Origin of the sequence: uncultured Alcanivorax sp., from assembly GCF_947258575.1 — a bacterium.
GTDB lineage: Bacteria > Pseudomonadota > Gammaproteobacteria > Pseudomonadales > Alcanivoracaceae > Alcanivorax.
In genome coordinates this window covers 71,632-90,328 of the sequence record NZ_CAMYIV010000010.1, presented here as the reverse complement: position 1 = coordinate 90,328, position 18,697 = coordinate 71,632, and the positions used below count along the sequence as shown (strand labels likewise).

At 60.4% G+C, this 18,697-nt stretch carries 17 protein-coding genes; 8 read left to right on the top strand and 9 right to left on the bottom strand.

Annotation, left to right across the window (positions count from 1 at the left end; genetic code table 11):
* Window positions 1–121 precede the first annotated feature (121 nt).
* Together Q0Y02_RS10220 and Q0Y02_RS10215 are read right to left on the bottom strand one after the other, a co-directional pair.
* Window positions 122–820, bottom strand: coding sequence for a fumarylacetoacetate hydrolase family protein (locus Q0Y02_RS10220; protein ID WP_297767595.1), 699 nt, complete (start codon window positions 818–820; stop codon window positions 122–124).
* The gene (locus Q0Y02_RS10215) at window positions 813–2,207 is read right to left on the bottom strand and encodes an FAD-binding oxidoreductase (protein ID WP_035245726.1); all 1,395 of its coding nucleotides are present in this window, start codon (window positions 2,205–2,207) and stop codon (window positions 813–815) included. The genes Q0Y02_RS10220 and Q0Y02_RS10215 overlap by 8 nt, the downstream gene beginning before the upstream one ends.
* Window positions 2,208–2,350: 143 nt before the next feature.
* Here Q0Y02_RS10215 and serA point away from each other — a divergent pair, with 143 nt between their 5' ends.
* The 6 genes from serA to Q0Y02_RS10185 all read left to right on the top strand — a co-directional run bounded on the left by serA (window position 2,351) and on the right by Q0Y02_RS10185 (window position 7,910).
* A complete protein-coding gene (gene serA, locus Q0Y02_RS10210; protein WP_035245729.1) occupies window positions 2,351–3,580 on the top strand; it encodes a phosphoglycerate dehydrogenase in 1,230 nt (409 codons plus the stop codon).
* Between the two features lie 148 nt (window positions 3,581–3,728).
* Window positions 3,729–5,069, top strand: coding sequence for a hypothetical protein (locus tag Q0Y02_RS10205; protein WP_297767591.1), 1,341 nt, complete (start codon window positions 3,729–3,731; stop codon window positions 5,067–5,069).
* Complete coding sequence (locus tag Q0Y02_RS10200) at window positions 5,066–5,464, top strand: YcfL family protein (protein ID WP_035245734.1); 399 nt, start codon at window positions 5,066–5,068, stop codon at window positions 5,462–5,464. The genes Q0Y02_RS10205 and Q0Y02_RS10200 overlap by 4 nt, the downstream gene beginning before the upstream one ends.
* A gap of 38 nt (window positions 5,465–5,502) precedes the next feature.
* A complete protein-coding gene (gene lpoB / locus Q0Y02_RS10195; RefSeq protein ID WP_035245737.1) occupies window positions 5,503–6,096 on the top strand; it encodes a penicillin-binding protein activator LpoB in 594 nt (197 codons plus the stop codon).
* Window positions 6,097–6,157: 61 nt separating this feature from the next.
* A complete protein-coding gene (locus Q0Y02_RS10190; protein WP_297767584.1) occupies window positions 6,158–7,453 on the top strand; it encodes a CsgG/HfaB family protein in 1,296 nt (431 codons plus the stop codon).
* Window positions 7,454–7,502: 49 nt separating this feature from the next.
* Complete coding sequence (locus Q0Y02_RS10185; RefSeq protein WP_297767580.1) at window positions 7,503–7,910, top strand: DCC1-like thiol-disulfide oxidoreductase family protein; 408 nt, start codon at window positions 7,503–7,505, stop codon at window positions 7,908–7,910.
* A 118-nt stretch (window positions 7,911–8,028) separates the two neighbouring features.
* Here Q0Y02_RS10185 and Q0Y02_RS10180 read toward each other — a convergent pair whose 3' ends face one another.
* Together Q0Y02_RS10180 and Q0Y02_RS10175 are read right to left on the bottom strand one after the other, a co-directional pair.
* Window positions 8,029–9,285 (bottom strand): PepSY-associated TM helix domain-containing protein, encoded by a 1,257-nt coding sequence (locus Q0Y02_RS10180; protein ID WP_297767575.1) that lies wholly within the window; start codon window positions 9,283–9,285, stop codon window positions 8,029–8,031.
* Between the two features lie 73 nt (window positions 9,286–9,358).
* A complete protein-coding gene (locus Q0Y02_RS10175; RefSeq protein WP_035245749.1) occupies window positions 9,359–9,961 on the bottom strand; it encodes an HPP family protein in 603 nt (200 codons plus the stop codon).
* 153 nt (window positions 9,962–10,114) lie between these two features.
* Between Q0Y02_RS10175 and Q0Y02_RS10170 the strand changes: the two genes are divergently transcribed.
* Complete coding sequence (locus Q0Y02_RS10170; protein WP_035245758.1) at window positions 10,115–11,887, top strand: monovalent cation:proton antiporter-2 (CPA2) family protein; 1,773 nt, start codon at window positions 10,115–10,117, stop codon at window positions 11,885–11,887.
* Between the two features lie 123 nt (window positions 11,888–12,010).
* Complete coding sequence (locus Q0Y02_RS10165; protein WP_297767570.1) at window positions 12,011–14,131, top strand: TonB-dependent siderophore receptor; 2,121 nt, start codon at window positions 12,011–12,013, stop codon at window positions 14,129–14,131.
* A 140-nt stretch (window positions 14,132–14,271) separates the two neighbouring features.
* Here Q0Y02_RS10165 and Q0Y02_RS10160 read toward each other — a convergent pair whose 3' ends face one another.
* From Q0Y02_RS10160 to coaD, 5 genes are all read right to left on the bottom strand, one after another.
* On the bottom strand, window positions 14,272–14,691 hold the full coding sequence (locus tag Q0Y02_RS10160) for an SRPBCC family protein (RefSeq protein WP_052042504.1): 420 nt from the start codon (window positions 14,689–14,691) through the stop codon (window positions 14,272–14,274).
* Window positions 14,692–14,907: 216 nt separating this feature from the next.
* Window positions 14,908–15,942 carry a nitronate monooxygenase gene (locus Q0Y02_RS10155; protein WP_297767566.1) on the bottom strand — a complete coding sequence of 345 codons (1,035 nt, stop codon included), beginning with the start codon at window positions 15,940–15,942 and terminating at the stop codon, window positions 14,908–14,910.
* 90 nt (window positions 15,943–16,032) lie between these two features.
* Window positions 16,033–16,230: a hypothetical protein gene (locus Q0Y02_RS10150; RefSeq protein WP_297767563.1), complete on the bottom strand. Its 198-nt coding sequence runs from the start codon at window positions 16,228–16,230 to the stop codon at window positions 16,033–16,035.
* 21 nt (window positions 16,231–16,251) lie between these two features.
* Complete coding sequence (gene ggt, locus Q0Y02_RS10145; protein ID WP_297767560.1) at window positions 16,252–17,925, bottom strand: gamma-glutamyltransferase; 1,674 nt, start codon at window positions 17,923–17,925, stop codon at window positions 16,252–16,254.
* A gap of 259 nt (window positions 17,926–18,184) precedes the next feature.
* Window positions 18,185–18,679 carry a pantetheine-phosphate adenylyltransferase gene (coaD, locus tag Q0Y02_RS10140; protein ID WP_297767557.1) on the bottom strand — a complete coding sequence of 165 codons (495 nt, stop codon included), beginning with the start codon at window positions 18,677–18,679 and terminating at the stop codon, window positions 18,185–18,187.
* Window positions 18,680–18,697: the final 18 nt, after the last annotated feature.

Genomic DNA, 18,697 nt, shown 5'->3' with positions numbered 1-18,697 from the left:
CCTCAAAGTGCGTTCAAGCAGCGACGCCACTTCAATACCCAATGGCTAAATATCATCAATGTTGACCGTATTCGCTGAGTTCCAACAGTGACATTTGTTCAGTGGGAGCGGTGGCTGCGTATCAGGCGACGGAGCCGAACACCTGAATGATATTGCCCAGTCGCGCGGTAAACTTGTCGCCGCTGTTGAGCGGGCCGACGCCGGCGGGGGTGCCGGTGAAGACCACATCACCGGGTTCCAGGGTGAAGGTCTGGCTGATTTCGCTGAGCAGCTCGAAGGTGGGGAACAGCATCTGGCCGGTGTGACCGTGCTGGCGTACCTCGTCGTTGATTTCCAGGGTGACGTTGAGCTTCTGCTTCACGGAGATGCCGCGGGCATCGATGAAGCCGGAGACCGGGGCGGCGCCGTCGAAGGCTTTTGCCCGTTCCCAGGGGTGGCCTTTTTCCTTCAGGGTGTTCTGTACCTCACGCAGGGTCAGGTCCAGGCCGACGGCGTAACCGGCGATGCTGAAGCGGACGTTGTCCAGGTCAGCTTCTTTGTGAATGCGCTTGCCGATCAGCACCACCATTTCCACTTCGTGGTGTACCTCGCCCTGCCCTTTTGGCAGCTCGAGAGGTTCATGCAGGCTCACTAAAGCGGTGGCCGGCTTCATGAACAGGATGGGGGCGTCCGGCACGTCATTGCCCAGTTCCCTGGCATGGTCGGCGTAGTTGCGGCCCACACACACCACCTTGCCCACCGGGATGTCGATGGGAGCACCGTCGATCCAGCGATGTTGGTAGCCGTCCTGATCCACCGGGGTGTTCACTTCATCAAACATCGAACAGTTTCCCCGGGTTCATGATGTTGTTGGGATCGAAGACGTGTTTCACCGCTTTCATGCAGGCGATTTCTTCCGGGCTGCGGGAATATTCCAGGTAGGGTTTCTTGGTCATGCCCACGCCGTGTTCGGCAGAGATGGAGCCGTTGTATTTCTCGACGATCTCGAACACCCACTTGGACACGTTGTTGCACTGGGCGAAGAAGTCTTCCTTGGCCAGGTCGGCGGGCTTGAGGATGTTCAGGTGCATGTTGCCGTCGCCGATGTGGCCGAACCAGACGATCTCGAAATCCGGGTAGGCCTCCTGCACCACAGTGTCGATGTCTTCCACGAAGTCCGGCACCTTGGAGACAGTGACCGAGATGTCGTTCTTGTAAGGGGTGTGCGGGGCGATGGATTCGGAGATGCGCTCACGCAGCTGCCACAGCTGATCCAGCTGCTGCAGGGACTGGCTCATGACGCCGTCCAGTACCCAGCCTTCTTCTACACACTTTTCAAAGATGGCCATGGCCTGATCGCCGGTGGCCTCTGACAGCTGTTCGAATTCCAGCAGGCAGTAGAACGGGCACTCGGTGTCGAAGGGTTTGGCAACGCCGTGTTCGAGTACATGGGCCATGGCCTTGTCGGAGAAGAACTCGAAGGCGGTCAGGTCGATGTCCTGCTGGAAGGCGTGCAGGATCTTCATCACTTCCCGGAAGCCGGGGGCGCCCAGTACCAGGGCGGTCAGGTCTTTCGGTTCGCGGGCCAGTTTTACCGTGGCTTCTACCACAAAGCCCAGCGTGCCCTCGGCGCCGATGAACAGATGACGGAAGTCGTAGCCGGTGGCGTTCTTGATCAGGCCCTTGTTCAGGTCCAGCAGTTCGCCCTTGCCGGTGACCACTTTCAGGCCGGTGATCCAGTCGCGGGTCATGCCATAGCGGATCACCTTGATGCCACCGGCATTGGTGCCGATGTTGCCGCCGATCTGGCTGGAGCCGGCAGAGGCGAAGTCCACCGGGTAGAACAGGCCCTTCTGTTCGGCGAATTCCTGCAACTGCTGGGTGATGACGCCGGGCTGCACGGTGACAGCGCGGTCGAATTCGTTGAATTCCAGGATCTTGTTCATGCGATCGAAGGCCACCACCAGCTCGCCGTTGGCGGCCACCGCCCCGGCGGACAGGCCGGTGCGGCCCCCGGAGGGCACCAGGTGCAGGCCATGGTCGTTGGCGATTTCCACGATCTGTTGCACCTCGTCGATGGTCTCCGGCAGCGCTACCGCGCTGGGGGCCGGGGCCCATACCTTGGTCCAGTCGACCCCGTAGCGCTGGGCGCTTTCCGGGTCGGTAAGGAGGCGATTGCCAAGCAAATCAGTCAGTTGCTCCAGCGCAGCATGGGCATGGGCGGTCATCAACAGGTCTCCTGCAGGGGTAAAACGCACGATGTTGAGGCGTTCTCACGGCAACTTGAGCAATCCGACGGCGCGGCTGCTCTCAATTTGAGCGGGCTATGTTAACATACGCGCCCATTTCACAGGCTACCGAGACTTCAATCATGGCCGATACTTCTCTTGAGAAGGACAAGATCCGCGTTCTCCTGCTCGAGGGCATCCACGAAAACGCCGTGGAGAACCTGAAAGCGCACGGCTATAGCAATGTGGAGCTGCTGCCCACCGCGCTGACCGGCAACGATCTGGCAGACAAGATCAAGGATGCCCATTTCGTCGGCATTCGCTCGCGCACCCAGCTCACCGAAGAGGTGTTCCAGGCGGCGGAGAAACTGATCGGTGTGGGTTGTTTCTGTATCGGTACCAACCAGGTGGATCTCAACGCCGCCCTGAAGCGTGGTATCCCGGTATTCAATGCCCCCTATTCCAACACCCGCTCGGTGGCCGAGCTGGTGATTGCCCACACCATCAACCTGATGCGTGGCATTCCCGAGAAGAACGCCTCTGCCCATCGCGGTGGCTGGCTGAAGTCTGCCAAGGACAGCTACGAGATCCGTGGCAAGACCCTGGGGATTGTGGGTTACGGCAACATTGGCGCTCAGGTGTCCGTGCTGGCTGAATCCATGGGCATGAAAGTGAAGTTCTACGACGTGATTCCCAAGTTGCCGCTGGGTAATGCCGAGCAGGTGAGCAGCCTCACCGAGCTGCTGGGGCAGTCCGACGTGGTCAGCCTGCACGTGCCGGATACCGCCGCCACCCGCTGGATGATCAAGGAAGAACAGATTCGCGCCATCAAGCCCAAGGGTTACCTGATCAACTATGCCCGCGGCAAAGTGGTGGACATTGATGCCCTGGCCGGTGCCCTGCGTGATGGCCACCTGCTGGGCGCTGCCATCGACGTGTTCCCGGAAGAGCCCAAGGGCAACGACGACGAGTTCATCAGCCCGCTGCGTGAATTCGACAACGTGATCCTGACCCCGCATATCGGTGGCTCCACCCAGGAAGCCCAGGTGAACATTGGTACCGAAGTGTCCGAGAAGCTGATCCGCTACTCCGACAACGGCGCCACCCTGGGTGCGGTGAACTTCCCGGAAGTGGCCCTGCCGGCTCACCCGGACATGCACCGCCTGCTGCACATTCACAAGAACGTGCCCGGCGTGCTCACCCAGATCAACACCGTGTTCTCCGAGAACGGCATCAACATCTGCGGTCAGTACCTGCAGACAAACGAAGAGATCGGTTACGTGGTCATCGATGTGGACAAGGGCTACAGCCAGCTGGCGCTGGAGAAGCTGCGCACCATCGACGGCACCATCCGTACCCGGGTGTTGTTCTAGACGACCCGGTGTTTCCGCAGGAGCGTTCGTTCGGGCGCTCCTGCGGAACTGTGAAACACTCGACAAAAAGCCGGTGGCGGGCTACCTTGCCTGCTCCGGCTTTTTTCGTATCTAACGTATGATAAGACGACTCAGGAAAGGATGCCTGTTGGTTGCAGGGCTGCTGGCATTGTCCGGCTGTGCCACAAACTCCCTGTTTGTGCCCTACCCCAATCAGGCCCAGCAATGGAAGGCCTCGCTGGCCACCGCTCCGGTGACCCCGGCGGCCACCCAGAAGCTGGAAAAAGCGGCCAGTGGCGGCGATGGCGTGCTGTATCTGCAGGAACTGGGTCGAGTCAGCCAGCTTACCGGCCAGCGTGAACAGAGCCGCGAAGCCTTCGCCGGTGCCATTCAGAAATATGACGAGGAAGACGCCAGTGCTCGTATCCAGGTGTCTTCGCTGACGGCTTCCGCCTCCTCATTGATTACCAACGACAATGCCCGCGGCTATGTGGCGCCGGACTACGAGCGCATCTTCACCCATGCCTATCAGGCCCTGAATTACTGGGATGCCAACGATCCCACTGGCACCGCCGTGGAATTGCGTGGCGCGGCCCTGGAGCAGCGGGTCGCTGCCGACAAGCGCGACAAGGAAATTGCCAAGGCCGAGGAAGCGGCAGAAGAAAACAACGTGGACCTGAGCCAGTTCGATGGCTATTTCCAGGGCATCAATGCGGTGGCCGGGGAGGTCAAAGCCAGCTTCCAGAATGCCTGGACCTTCTATCTGTCCGCCCTGTTCTGGGAAGCCCACGGCGAATACAACGATGCCCTGGTGGACTACAAGAAGGCCCTGGAGATCCACCCGGAGCTGGACATGCTCAAGGAAGATGTTGAGCGAGTGTCCAATGCCATGAAAGGCCGTCCTGCCGACGAGGGCATGGTGGCGGTGCTTTACGAGCAGGGCTTTGTGCAGGCCCGGGAAGAATTCAGCCTGCCCATTCCCACCGTCCACGGCATCTTTTCGGTGGCCTTCCCCACCTATTCCCTGACCAGCAAGCCGCGCCCCAACAGCCTGCGGGTGCTGGACAGTGCCAGCCAGCCACTGGGGGAAACCGTGGTGCTGGCGGATGTGGGGGCCTTGGCCGCCAAGGATCTGAAAGAGCGGTTGCCCGGCATGCTGGTTCGCCAGACCCTGCGCGCCACCGCCAAGTACAATCTGCAGAAAAAGGCCAATGACGATTTTGGCCCGCTGGGGGCCTTCGCCACCCAGCTGTACAACCTGGTCAGTGAGCAGGCGGACCGGCGCAGCTGGTTGACCCTGCCTGCCTACGCCCAGGCAACACGATTTTCACTGCCCCAGGGGGAACATACCCTTGTATTGAGCACCCCCGGGGGCAATGCTACGTTGACGGTACCGGTGGTAAACCGTGGCCTCACCGTGATTCATGTGGCGGCCGTTCCCGGCCAGCTGATTACCCGCGTGTTACCCGTTCAGGAGGGACCCTTATGACACTGTTACGCCCGATGCTGGCGCTGCTGCTGGCCGCGATGCTGGCGGCCTGTTCGGCCACCAATATGGGTCGCATGGAAGTGGATGAAGACGGCCAGACCATCACCAAGGTCTATTCCAGCAACAGCCTGCTGGCCAGCCGTATTTCCGTGCAGGATCTGAAGCAAAAGACCGTGGGGGACCTGCTCTATATACAGGCCACCTTGGAAAATGACTGGAAATTTGAACTGGATTTCCAATACAAGTTCAAATGGTTCGATAAGGATGGTTTCGAGCAGGCGCCGGAAGGCCAGCCCTGGCGGCAGGTGGTGATGGCGGGTCGTAGCCAGAACAGCGTCCAGGCCGTTGCCCCCAACCCGTCCGCGGTACGCTTTGAAATCTGGGTGCGCGAATAACGGTGCGCCTTTCTAAAGGGAACAAGGAGAAAATCATAATGCTACGCGTACTTTCCATGCTGCTGCTGGGCAGCGCCCTGGCCCTGTCCGGCTGTGCCTCCAAGGTGGATTATGGTGATGCCCAGGCCCGCGAAACCGTCAACACGGATTTCGGCTCCACCGACCTGCAGATGATCGCCGCCAAGATGGTGGATGACATGATGGTGTTTCCGCCCATCGTGCAGATGACCCAGAACCGTCGTCCGGTGGTATTCGTGGATCGCATCAAGAACAAGACCACCGAGCATGTGGACACCGAGTCCATTACCGACACTATTCAGTCCAAGCTGATCAACTCCGGCAAGTTCCGTTTTGTGGACATGTCCGTGGTCGATCGTGTGCGTCAGCAGCTGGACTACCAGAGCGATTCCGGCCTGGTGGATCCGTCCACTGCCGCCGCCATGGGCCGCCAGATCGGCGCCGAAATGATGATGTACGGTAACTTTTCCTCCATCGTCAAACGCGATGGCAGCACCAAGGACGTGTACTACAAGTTCACCCTCAAGCTGCTCAATATCCAGACCGGCATCATCGAGTGGACCAACGAAAAAGAAATCCGCAAGACTCGCAGCAAGAGCCTGTTCGGGTTGTAAGGACGCTGCACGCCACCGGTGTTCCCGGTGGCGTGCATGCTAACCAGACATGGAGGCCGTTATGACCAAGCACCTGTTCGCTCCGTTGTTTTTCATCCTGTTGCTGTGTGCGTCACTGGCCCAGGCAGCCACGGAAACCATTTCCGTGTCGGCCCGGGGTTACGGCGACAACCCGGAACAGGCCATGACCAATGCCCTGGTGGCGGCGGTGCGACAGGCCGGCGGGGTCAGCGTGGCGGTGGACCCGAACTTCCGCACCAATGTGCTGCAGTGGGTGGTTCGCCAGCAGGGTGATGTCAGCACCTGGATCGGTACCGAGACCTCGGTGCCGGAGCCGCAGCTGCCTACCCTGGGCAATATCAAGAGTTACCAGGTGCAGTCGGTCAAGCAGGTGGAAGACGGCCTGTGGCAGGCCAACGTGCAGGCGGAGGTGCTTCGTCCCAAGACCCTGGGTGCGGACCGCTCGCACCTGCCCGGTATTGCCATTACCACCTTCGACAGCCGCCAGCCCCGCTATGATCTGGGCGATCTGCAGGTGCCGGCCAGCCAGGTGCAGCGTCAGTTGCGCGATGATCTGGTTACCGCCTTTACCCAGTCCGGTCGCTTCCGGGTGCTGGACCGGGCCAACCTGGATGCCATTGATCAGGAGCAGTCCGTTGTCGCCAGCGGCAGTGTGGCGCCGGAAGAGCTGGTCCGTCTGGGACAGCGCAAGGGCGCCGATCTACTGCTGGTAGGCACCATCGAGGACTTCAGCATTGGCGACAGCCAGCGGGAATTCTACGGTGCCAAATTCTCCGGCTACGAACCGCGTATTCGTGTTCGTTATCGGCTGATCGACACCACCACCAGTGAAATTCTGTGGGCAGATCTGTTCGACTGGAACAAGTCGGAAGCCTCCATCCGTGAAGTGGCCCGTCAGCTCAATATCGACGACCGCAACCACCCGGAACGGCTGGCGGATGAGCTTTACCCGGCCATTGCCCGTGCCATGGCCGGTGCCGCCACGGACGTGCTCTACCCGGTGCAGATCATCAAGGTGCAGGGCGATACCGTCTTCCTCAGTCAGGGTCAGGGCCGGCTGGAGCAGGATGCCAGCATGCAGGTCTACCGCCCCGCCGGGGAAATGAAAGACCCGGACACCGGCCTGACCATCAAGCTGGAGGGCAACGCCCTGGCCACCCTGACGGTCACCGACGTGCGCCCGGATTATGGCGTAGCCCGTCTGGAAGGCCCGGCCAGTAGTGCTCTACAGGCGGGAGACCGGGTGCGAACCTCGCACCAGTCCAGCGCCTCGACGGCTCAACCTGCCGGGCAGCCGCCCAGCCCGGGCTCGTCGGAAGCACCGATTCAGTGGTAACGACAAGCCCCCTTCCCGGGGGCTTTTTATTGGCTCAGCCGGAGATAACGTGTCCCGCCCCGACATCTTGCTGGTCTACGACAAGGAATGCCCGGCCTGCCATGCCTACTGCCAGGTGGTGCGGATTCGCGAAAGCGTGGGTGAGCTGCGCATCGTGGATGCCCGGGAAGACAGTGAGGTGATGCGCGAGATCACCGGCGCTGGCCTGGATATCGATCAGGGCATGGTGCTGAAGATGGGCGAGCAGCTTTACTACGGCGCCGATGCCATCCATGCCCTGGCCCTGATCGGCAGCCGCTCTGGCGTGTTTAATCGCTTCAACTACTGGATGTTCCGTTCCCGGCGCGTGTCGACAGTGCTCTACCCGCTACTGCGTTTCTTCCGCAACCTGCTGCTGAAACTGCTGGGCAAAACGCGCATCAACAACCTCAACCAGCCCGGCCGCGATCGCTTCTGATTGGGGTGTTAGGCTCGCTCTATGATCATGGCTCCGGTTTTTACCACTGTTGGAGCTATGCTTGCATGGCGAACCGTCTTTGACCGGGTTAATCGCTATCTGGCAGGGCGCCTAAATGCTAGCCAGCATTTACGGCAGTCGCCATTTCCTGTTTACGCTTTTTGCTGGCCACCCGCGCCTTGCGCTTCTTCCACCAGATCACCACGCCGGTGATGGACAGCATGGCCACGGCGATGCCCATGATCGACACGATGATGCGCCCCGGCATACCGGCGATGCGCCCGGAGTGAAGCGGGAACTGCAGCTGGTTGAAGACGTCGGCGGCGGTGCCTTGCCAGGGGACTTCATCGCCGATCAGTTCGCCGTTCTTGCCGTCGTAGTAGAGGCTTTTCACTTTCATGCCGCCGCTGTCGTGGTCTTCACCCGGATAGTAGAAGCGCACCCCGAAAACGGCGAAGTTGTCGCTGTAGAAGGTATCGCCGATGGGTTCTTGCCAATTGCGGTTGTCCGCTTCGGTACGGGCCTTGTCAAACAGGGTCGGCCAGCTGACCCGGGGCTCCACCGGGTCATGCAGGGCGGTGGGGGTGCGGGTTTCGAAAGGCCCGGGTGTGGTCTCGGACACCATGGACATGACCGGGTAGAAGACCTCCCGGTACAGGTTCAGGGAGAAAGAGGTAAAAGCCAGAATCAGTAGCAGGCCGAACACCCACAGCCCTACTGCCGTATGCAGGTCAAAATTCAGTTTGTAGGCACCGGCGCCTCGACGAATCATCCAGGCAGGTTTCCAGCGTTGCAGCCAGCTCTTGCCAGCGGGCTTTTGGGTACGGCGCTTACGCGGCAGGGTCAGCGCCATGGCGATAAAGGTATCGAACAGCCAGACCATGGCGGCGGCGCCCATCAGCCAGATACCCCAGCGGTTGATGCCGTTCCACTCCGGCAGGTGCAGGGTGAAGTGCAGCTTGTAGAGGAACGACATCAGGTGTTCCGGGTGCAGGGAAATCTTGCCCCACAGGCGTTTGCCGACGATCTCGCCGGTGACCGGATCCACGAAGGCGTGGTCGTAGTCGAGATCATAGCGCTGTCCGGTTTCCGGATTCTCCCGGGCATCTACCCAGATCTCAGCGTTGTGGCCGGGTTCGGCGCCCAGGCTGAAGAAGCTGGCGCGCACCCGGGGGTCGGCCTCTTCCACCCGACGCACCAGTTCCAGCATGGGCAGGGGCTCACCCTGGCTCTGGCTTTCAAACAGGTGCGGGTTGAGCCACTCGTCCAGCTCGTGATCCCAGGAAATCAGTGCCCCGGTGAGGCCGGCAATAATCAGAAAGCCGGCGATAAAGAGGCCGAACCAGCGATGAAGAACCACCAGAATTGCGCGCATGATGCACCTGTCACGATCAGACTGAGCGCGGGAGTCTAACAGGAATAAAAGTAATTCTCATTACGAAGGTAGCTCAGTCCTGTTGCTTGCGACTGCGCCACAGAGGATAGGGAATCCCGGCTACCCGGTTGATGATGAAGGCCTGGGCGACCAGCAGGGCCACGGCGCTGATCAGTACCGGCAGTTGCTGCAGTTCGTGCATCAGGCCCAGGGAAACAATCAGCGATGTGGCGCCGGCCGGCGGATGGGCGACCCGGAACAGGATCATCAGCGCGCTGGTAAAGCCCAGCGACAGGCCGGCGGCCACCACCCGTGGCCATTCCACCCCGGTCAGGAAGGCGGCGGGGGCATCGTGCAGCCCGCATACCCACAGGGCGGCCCAACCACAGAGGGCGCCAATCACGTGGCCGCTGAGTACATTGCGCGGTGAGGCCGCTTCCGCCAGGGGCAGGTGGAATAACAAAAAAGCAGTGGCGCCCAGGGACGGAAAGATAAACGACTGCTGGGTGATCAGCGCGACGATGGCGATCAGGGCAATGCTCAGCCCGCCGTTGACCAGATTGAACAGCGCCAGCACCAGGCGGGGGTTGAACCGCTGGCTCATCACATCCAGATGCAGTTGCCGCAGCAGGCCGCCGACCAGCTGCTGGCGCAGCCGGTCATTCTGTTCACTCATCTCGTGCACTATTCCGGGGCGAATAAAGAGCGCGCATGGTAAGGCTTTGGTAATGGTTGAGCAATTTTGGTGCACGCCAGGCCGATAGCGCTTTTTAACAACGGCTAATGGGCAAATCCGCTAGCATGAGCGGATCAGAAAAAGGAGATCACCGTGGAAGGCTTTTTCTCTCAGGCGCTGGTTCTGCTGGCGGCTACGCTGTTGTTATTGCCGCTGTTCCAGCGATTGGGTCTGGGCAGCATTCTTGGCTATCTCGCCGCCGGGATTGTAGTGGGGCCTCTTGGGCTGGCGCTGGTCAGCGGCGGCACCGATGTGCTGCACTTCGCCGAGCTGGGGGTGGTGCTGATGCTGTTTCTGGTGGGGCTGGAACTGGCGCCGCAACAGCTGTGGGCGCAACGCCAACGGCTGGTGGGGCTGGGTGCCAGCCAGGTGATTCTCAGTGCCCTGCTGCTGGCCGGTGCCTTCCTGCTGCTGGGTTTCGAGACCAACGTTAGCCTGGCCATCGGCTTTACCCTGGCGCTGTCATCCACGGCCTTTGTGGTGCAGATGCTGGTGGAGAACAACCAGCTGGGCACGCCCCAGGGCCGTTCGGCGTTTTCCATTCTGTTGTTCCAGGACCTGGCGGTGATCCCGATCCTGCTGCTGTTGCCGCTGCTGGCCGGAGCGCAGGCGGGGGATGACAGCCCGCAGTTGCTGGCGGGGCTGGCGGCGCTGGCGGGCATGGTGCTGGCGGGTAAATACGCGCTGAATCCGTGGCTGGGGTGGCTGGCCAAACTGCGCAACCGGGAACTGATGATCGCCAGTGCGTTGATGCTGGTGCTGGGTGCCGCAGCACTGATGGAGCACCTGGGCCTGTCCATGGGCCTGGGGGCCTTTGTGGCCGGGGTGCTGCTGGCCAACTCGCCCTACCGGGAGCAACTGGAAACCGATATCCAGCCCTTCAAGAGCCTGCTGTTGGGCCTGTTCTTCCTGGCCATCGGCATGACCATGGATCTGCGTCTGCTGGTCGACAACCCCGGCGACATTGCGCTGTATCTACTGGTACTGCTGGGCGTGAAGGCGCTGGTCCTGGCGGTGATCAGCCGGGTACGCGGGGTGGAATGGCGCAATACCGCCCTGTTCGGCATCCTGCTCTGCCAGGGTGGTGAATTTGCCTTTGTGCTGTTTACCCAGGCCCAGGCGCTGAATCTGCTCGACAACACTCTGGTGGGTCAGCTCAATCTGGTGGTGGCCCTGTCCATGGCAGCCACCCCGCTGCTGTTAAAACTGGTGACCCTGCTGTGGCCGGAGCGCCGCACCAGCAGCTCCCGGCCGGATCTGGAAGCGGAAGATATGCCCGACCACCACCCGCGGGTGGTGATTGCCGGGCTGGGCCGTTTCGGCCAGATCACCGCGCGTATTCTGGTGGCACGCAAAATTCCCTTCACCGCGCTGGATTCCGACCCGGACGAAATTGACATGCTGCGCCGCTACGGCAACGAAGTGTACTTCGGCGATGTGACTCGCCTGGACCTGTTGCGCAACGCTGGCCTGGAACACGCCAAAGTCATGGTGCTGGCTGTGGACGACGTGGATGCGTCGCTGAAAGCGGCGGAGCTGGTACGCCATCATTTCCCTGACGTGACTATCGTGGCGCGGGCCCGGGACCGGTTCCACGCCTACAAACTTCATGCGCTGGGGGTGGAGCAGGTGATCCGCGAAACCTTCGAGTCCGCCCTGCTCAGTACCCGGCTGACGTTGATGCAACTGGGCGTGCCGGAATCCACTGCCATCGATCTGGTGCGCAGTTTCCGCGACCTGGACGAAAACCTGCTGCGTGAGCAGGTGGAACACCAGGACGATGGTGAAAAGTTGGTTGAGGCCAACCAGCGTGGGCGTGCGGAACTGCAGTCTCTGCTTTCCCAGGATGACGGCAATAGTCGATAACGCTATTGAGAACGGTTATCAAAATCATTATGATCCTTCGTCAGTTTCGGCTCACGGTGTTGTGGGGGCAGCGACCTTTCTGCCTGCGGGGCCGATATGTGTTTGAACTGACTGGGGTCTTCAATGGGAAAGCGAATTCTGATCGGGGCTGTCAATGCTTCGCTGTTAATCCTCTCGCCCAGCCTTCTGGCTGATGAGGCGAATACGTCAGCCCATGAACTGGGTGAAATTTCTGTCGGTGCCTCCGCACCGGGAACGGTGTCCGATGATACCGAGAGCTATGCTCCCAAAAGAGCCGTCTCCAGTGCGACAGGGCTGTCGATGAGCCTGCGGGAAACCCCGCAGTCCGTGTCGGTCACCACGCGTACGGAGATGGATGATTTTGGTCAAAACACCATTAATGATGTGTTGGCCAACACCACCGGTATTACCGTGCAGAAATATGAAACCGACCGGGCTGAATACAATGCCCGCGGTTTTGATATTGATACGTTCAAATATGATGGTGTGGGTTCACCATCGGGCCGGCCCGGCGTGCGAGGTGAGCTGGATACCGCGCTATTTGAACGCGTGGAAGTGATTCGTGGTGCCAATGGTCTGATGACCGGGGCGGGTGAGCCTTCCGCGGTGGTGAATTTTGTCCGCAAGCGCCCCACCCGTGATAGTCAGGCGTCTGTGGGCTTGACCGGAGGGTCCTGGGATACCTACCGCGCCGATGGCGATGTGTCTGGCAGCCTGACTGATAATGTCCGGGCTCGTGTGGTGACCGCGTACCGGGATGGCAATTCCTATCTGGACCGTTATGAAAAAGAGCGTGGCGTCCTCTATGGTGTTGTTGAAGCGGATCTGACCGATAACACCTTGTTCACCGTTGGCTATTCTCGTCAGGAAGACAAAGCGGACCAGAATATGTGGGGCTCCTTGCCGCTGTTCTACGCAGATGGCACCCCCACTGACTTTAGCACCTCTACCAGTACCGGGGCGGATTGGGCCTTCTGGGATACGGTCAAGGAAGATGCCTTTGTCGAGCTGGCCCAGCAATTTGATAATGGCTGGGAAGGGAAAGCGGTCTACCAGTACCGTAAATGGGAAGGTGACTCGAAGTTGCTTTATCTCTTCGGTAATCCCACCCGTGATCTGGATGGCATGTTTGCCTACCCCAGCAAGTTCCAGAGTTATGAACGCCAGGAAACCGTTGATCTGTCTGCCCGGGGCCCCTATGAGGTCGGTGGCCGTGTGCATGAAATGGTCATCGGCTTTAACCGTGGCAAAGTCCGGCCGAAAGAAATGTCCTTCTTTGCTGATTTCGGCGGTTCGCGCTTTACACCGATTGACTCGGAGCAAGTATTCACCGGGGACTTCCCTGAGCCAGCCTTTGACGGGGAGCAAGAAGGCAGTGACTGGGTCGATCGGTACCTGGGGGGTTATCTGGCCACCCGCCTGAATCTGGCTGATCCGCTGACAGCGGTGCTTGGTGCCCGTTATCAGGACGTGGAAAGCGAGGGCGAAGCCTACGGCGCTTCACGCACCAGCAGTGCATCCGAACTGGTTCCCTATGCCGGCGTGATCCTGGATCTTACTGAACAGCACTCTCTGTATACCAGCTATACCACTATCTTCAATCCGCAAACGGAACTGACGCCGAATGGTGACCGTCTGGATCCGGTTGAGGGTGTAAATATTGAATATGGGCTGAAGAGCGAATGGTTCCAGGGTCGACTGAACACCTCTTTGGTAGCATTTGAAACGGAACAAAAAAATGTGGCTGAGCAAATCCCCAGCAACCAACCACAAGCGGAATTCCGTGGAGAGGACTTCGACAGCGGCGGCTATGAAGCGGAAGTGTCCGGCGAGATTCTGAATGACTGGAATATCACTGCCGGCTATTCCTACCTGGATATCGAGGACGATGATAAAGGGAATGCGCTGAGAACCTACATTCCTGAAGAAACCTTTACAGTGGCTACTACGTATCGCCCGGTCGGACTGAAGAAGCTGAAAGTGGGAATGACCGTTAACTGGCAGAGCCGTGTGACCAACACTAGCGGTGGCAACGAAACGAAACAGGAGAGTTATGCATTGGTTAACCTGATGGCCGGGTATGACTTTACTGACCACTTCAATGCCAAATTGCGGGTTAACAATGTGACCGACGAAAAATATCTGAGCAGTCTGCGTTACTTTGGTCAGAGCTATTACGGCCCACCGACCAACGCAAACCTGAGCCTGAACTATACGTTCTAGCTACTTAATCACTGTAGCAACCGTTTAACGCCGACATCTGTGCAAGCAAGGGTGTCGGCGTTTTTTTATGTCTGAAAGCCCGTGTAGGAGCCATGCTAAGAGGGTTCGCCATGCGAGCATGGCTCCTACAGAGTGCTGCCTTACAGCTTCAGCTTGTTCAGGCCGCGGCTGATGGCCTGACCCAGACCGGCTTTTACCACCGGGCCAAGCAGTGGCAGTTTGCCTTCGAACTCAATTACGTAATGAAGCTGGCTGCCGCCATTGCCGTTTTCGGAAAAGCGCATGGTGCCCTTGTGGTTCTTCAGCGGGCTGCCCTTGCTGATCTTGTATTCGATCAGCTCGTTGGGGACCACCTTGGTGACCGTTTCTTCGAACGGCGGCGCGATCAGGATGCGCATACGGCGGGTGGAGCCCACGCCGTTGGGGCTGTCGATGCCGGGCTTAACCCGCTTGATCTTGGCTGGGGCGAAAATCACTTCCAGGTTCTCGTGGTCACTGAGAAAGTCGAACAGCTTGTCCACGGAAAACGGGAAGGTCTTGGTAATCTCGATACGCTGCATGAAAAGCACTCCGCTAGGGCCCGGCAACGGGCCGGGCAAATCTCACACCGGCCTGGCCGGTAAACAGGATGTCGATTCTGACCGCTGCCCCACAACCTGCAAGGTTAAATCGGGCCATAGGAGAAGCGGCCCTGCCGGGTTTTCTGTAGGAGCGATGCTTGCATGGCGAACAGGTTCTGAATTCTTCGCCATGCAAGCATAGCTCCTACGTAAAAACTAACTCCAGCCTTCGGCCAGCCACCGGGTCACTTCTACTGCCGATACATCCCGGCAAGCACTGGCAAACTGCCCTGCCCACAACGGTGAGCAGTCACCGCTGCCCTGGGCTTCCGCAGCGGCTCGCAACGGGCCAATGGCGTTGCCCGCCAGCGGGAAGGCCGGGGCTGTCTCCGGCATCGTGCCTACTGTTGCCATCAACCGGTTGATTATTCCCCGGGCCGGGCGCCCGGAAAATACCGTGGTCAGAGCCGTATGACGGGCACGGTCACTCTGCAGCCACTGCCGATGCACCCCTTTGGTGGTGGCCTGCGGGCACAGCAGATAGGCCGTGCCTACTTGAACAGCTGAGGCGCCCAGCGCACGGGCGGCCTTGACCCCTGCCGGTGTGGCAATGCCGCCGGCGGCGATCACCGGCAGGGAAATGGCATCGCGAATCTGCGGCAGCAAGCTGACGGTTCCCTGCTGCAGGCTGAGGTCGTCATTGAGGAAATGGCCACGATGGCCGCCGGCTTCCAGCCCCTGGGCAATCACCCCATCGGCGCCGTTGTCTGCCAGCCAGAGGGCTTCTTCCACCGTGGTGGCGCTGGACAACACTTTGGCACCGGTGGCCTTGACCCGGTCCAGCAAGGCGGCTTCCGGCAAGCCGTAATGGAAGCTCACCACCGCCGGGCGAAATCGCTCCAGCACTGTGGCGCAATCCTGGTCGAAGGGCTGGCGGGAAGGGCCATGGGGAATGGCGGCGGCATCCGCTGCGAACTCTTCATAGAACGGCTGCAGGGTTTCCACCCAGCGTTGCTCGCCGAGCGGATCCGGCGTGGGTGGCCTGTGACAGAAAAAATTCACATTCCAGGGTTTGGCGGTGGCCGCGGACAGTTGCGTCAGTTGTTCTTCCAGCCCCTGGATATTGAGCATCCCCGCCGGCACTGATCCAAGACCGCCGGCCTCACACACCGCCGCTGCCAGGCGCCAGTCCTGGACGCCGGCCATGGGCGCCTGGATCAGCGGAAACGCGGTATCAAAGAGGGGCGTCATAGGGGCTCCGGGTGCCGTCACCAAAAGCACAACGCTAACCGGAAAACGGGGGTGTCGCTACCGTTTGCGAGCACCCCATGGGCGCAGCCATCAGGAGCCAGCGGCTTCCTGGCGCTCCCGCTCATAGTCCTCATAGGGCTTGCCGGCGCGGGACATGCAGTCGTCGTATTCCGACAGTGGCACCTTGTCGCACTGGAGGCGGTTGTTGAGCTGGATGTTGTCATAGACCGCTTTCTCGCTGCAGGCGCAAAGCAGTATGGCGGCGGTAAACAGCAAGATTCCTTTCACAGCATCAGCTCCTGGTCAGCCTTAATCCGTGCCGGTTTTCTTCAGCACGGCCTGCCCGCTTACCTGGGCGCTGCCAATCCCGCGCGGGTCGCTGGCGGCGCTGACCTCATTGCTGCCTTTGCGCCACAGGATCGCCTGCATGTTGCCATAGTCGCGGCCGGTGGAGACCACATGGTGGCCGCGCAGCATCAATTCCTTGGCCGCTTCGCTGCCGACAAACTCCGGCTCCGCCTGCACTTCATCGGGCAGGTACTGGTGGTGGAAGCGCACCCGGTTGACCCAGGCGTCCACCGGCTGGTTGTTGGCCGCTTCCAGCACGCCGAGCATGACCATGGTGATGATACGGCTGCCGCCGGGGGTGCCGAGGATGGCCACGCGGTCGTCGAATTCCACGAAGGTGGGACTCATGGACGACAGAGGGCGCTTGCCGGGGGCAATGGCGTTGGCCTCGCTACCCACCAGACCATAGGCGTTGGGGACGCCGGGTTTGGCGGAGAAGTCGTCCATTTCGTTGTTAAGCAACACACCGGTGCCCGGGGCCACGAAGCCGCTGCCGAAGGGCAGGTTGATGCTCAGGGTAGCGGCGACCCGGTTACCGGCCTTGTCCAGTACCGACAGGTGGGTGGTGTGGAAACCCTCTTCCACGGTGAGCGGCTCGCCCAGAGTGTGGCTGGGAGTGGCCTCGTCCGGGTTGATGGTGCTGGCCCGCTGCTTGGCATAATCGCTGCTCAACAGCTTATCCACAGGGATATCCACAAAGTCCGGATCACCCAGGTAGCGGGCCCGATCCTGGTAGGCCCGGCGCATGGCTTCCACGATCAGGTGGGTGTCCGGTTCGCCATCGAACTGGCTGAGGATATTGAGGGCCTGGCCCATCACGATGCCGCCGGCGGAGGGCGGTGGTGCAGACACGATACGGGCATTTTTGAAGGTGCTAACGGTGGGTGAGCGCTCAATCACGTCGTAGTTGGCCAGGTCGTCCAGGGTCCAGATACCCCCGGCCTGCTCCACGCCCTCCACCAGTTGTTGGGCCACCTCGCCCTGATAGAAGCCGGCCTTGCCCTTCTCGGCCAGCAGGGTCAGTACCCGCGCCAGATCCGGTTGCTTGATCACATGGCCCGCGGGGGGCACCTTGCCGTTGTGCAGGAAGATGGCGGCGGCTTCGGGGAAGCGGTTGAGCACATCCTCCCGGTAACCGGCCAGTTTGCGGTAATGCGCTTCCACCTCGAAGCCGTCTTTGGCCAGCCGGATGGCAGGGGCCAGGGAGGTCTTCAGGGGCAGCTTGCCGTAGTTGTCCGCCAGGTGCACAAAGGCGGCAGCCTGGCCGGGGATGCCGGCGGCGCTGGGGCCGTTCAGTGCCCAGTCGCGTACGACCTTGCCATCGCGATCCTGGTACATGGTGGGGATGGCGGCGTCCGGGGCGGTTTCCCGGGCATCCACGAAGGTCTGCAGACCGTCACCTTCCCGGTGCAGTAGCCAGAAACCGCCGCCGCCCATGCCCGCCGAGTAAGGTTCCACCACGGCCAGAGCCGCCGCCACGGCGATGGCCGCATCGTAGGCATTGCCGCCTTTCTCGAGGATCTCCATGCCGGCTTCGGTGGCCAGTGGGTGAGCACTCGCTACCGCGTTCTTGCCCGGCCCGGCGGCCTGGGCGCTGACGGTGATCAGCAGTAGCAAGGAGAGCAAAATGCGCATGGGGTTCCTCCGTGGATGCGGATATTTTCTGTAGGAGCGCCGCTTGAGGCGCGAATCTGTTCGTGGAAGGTTTCCCGGGTACGCTTCGCGCCTCAAGCGCCGCTCCTACAGGGGCTGTCAGCGTTATTGTTATTGAGTGGCTATCCTGACAACGCGATCCAAGGCTACCGCTTCTGAAAAGTCGCTACCCGCGACTGGTTCCGGTTCGCGGGCTTGGCCTGGCTGTCACGCAGGGGCTGACTGGCGTTGTCGGCTGCCTTTAACCTTTCTTCCGTTCCTGGCGTTTCTGCTCCAGCGCTTTCGCGACCAGCGGCGGCACGAAGTTGCTCACATTCCCGTCCAGCAGGGCGATTTCGCGGATCAGGGAGCTGGAGATAAAGGACAGGTGCTCCGCCGGGGTCAGGAACACGGTCTCCAGCTCCGGTGCCAGTTGCCGGTTCATATTGGCGAGCTGGAATTCGTATTCGAAATCACTCACCGCCCGCAAGCCCCGCAACAGGATGTTGCCTTCCTCTTCCTTGCAGAAGTGGGCCAGCAGTTTGGAGAAACCGGTGACCCGGACATTGGGCAGATGGGCCAGCACCTGATTGGTCAGCTCGACCCGCTCTTCCAGGGTGAACAGGGGCCCTTTCTTTTCACTGGCGGCAATGCCGACGACCACTTCATCAAACATCTTGGCGGCCCGCTCGACCAGGTCCAGATGGCCATTGGTGATCGGATCGAAGGTGCCTGGGTAGATTACGCGGTTGGTCATGCTTGGCTCGCTTTGTCG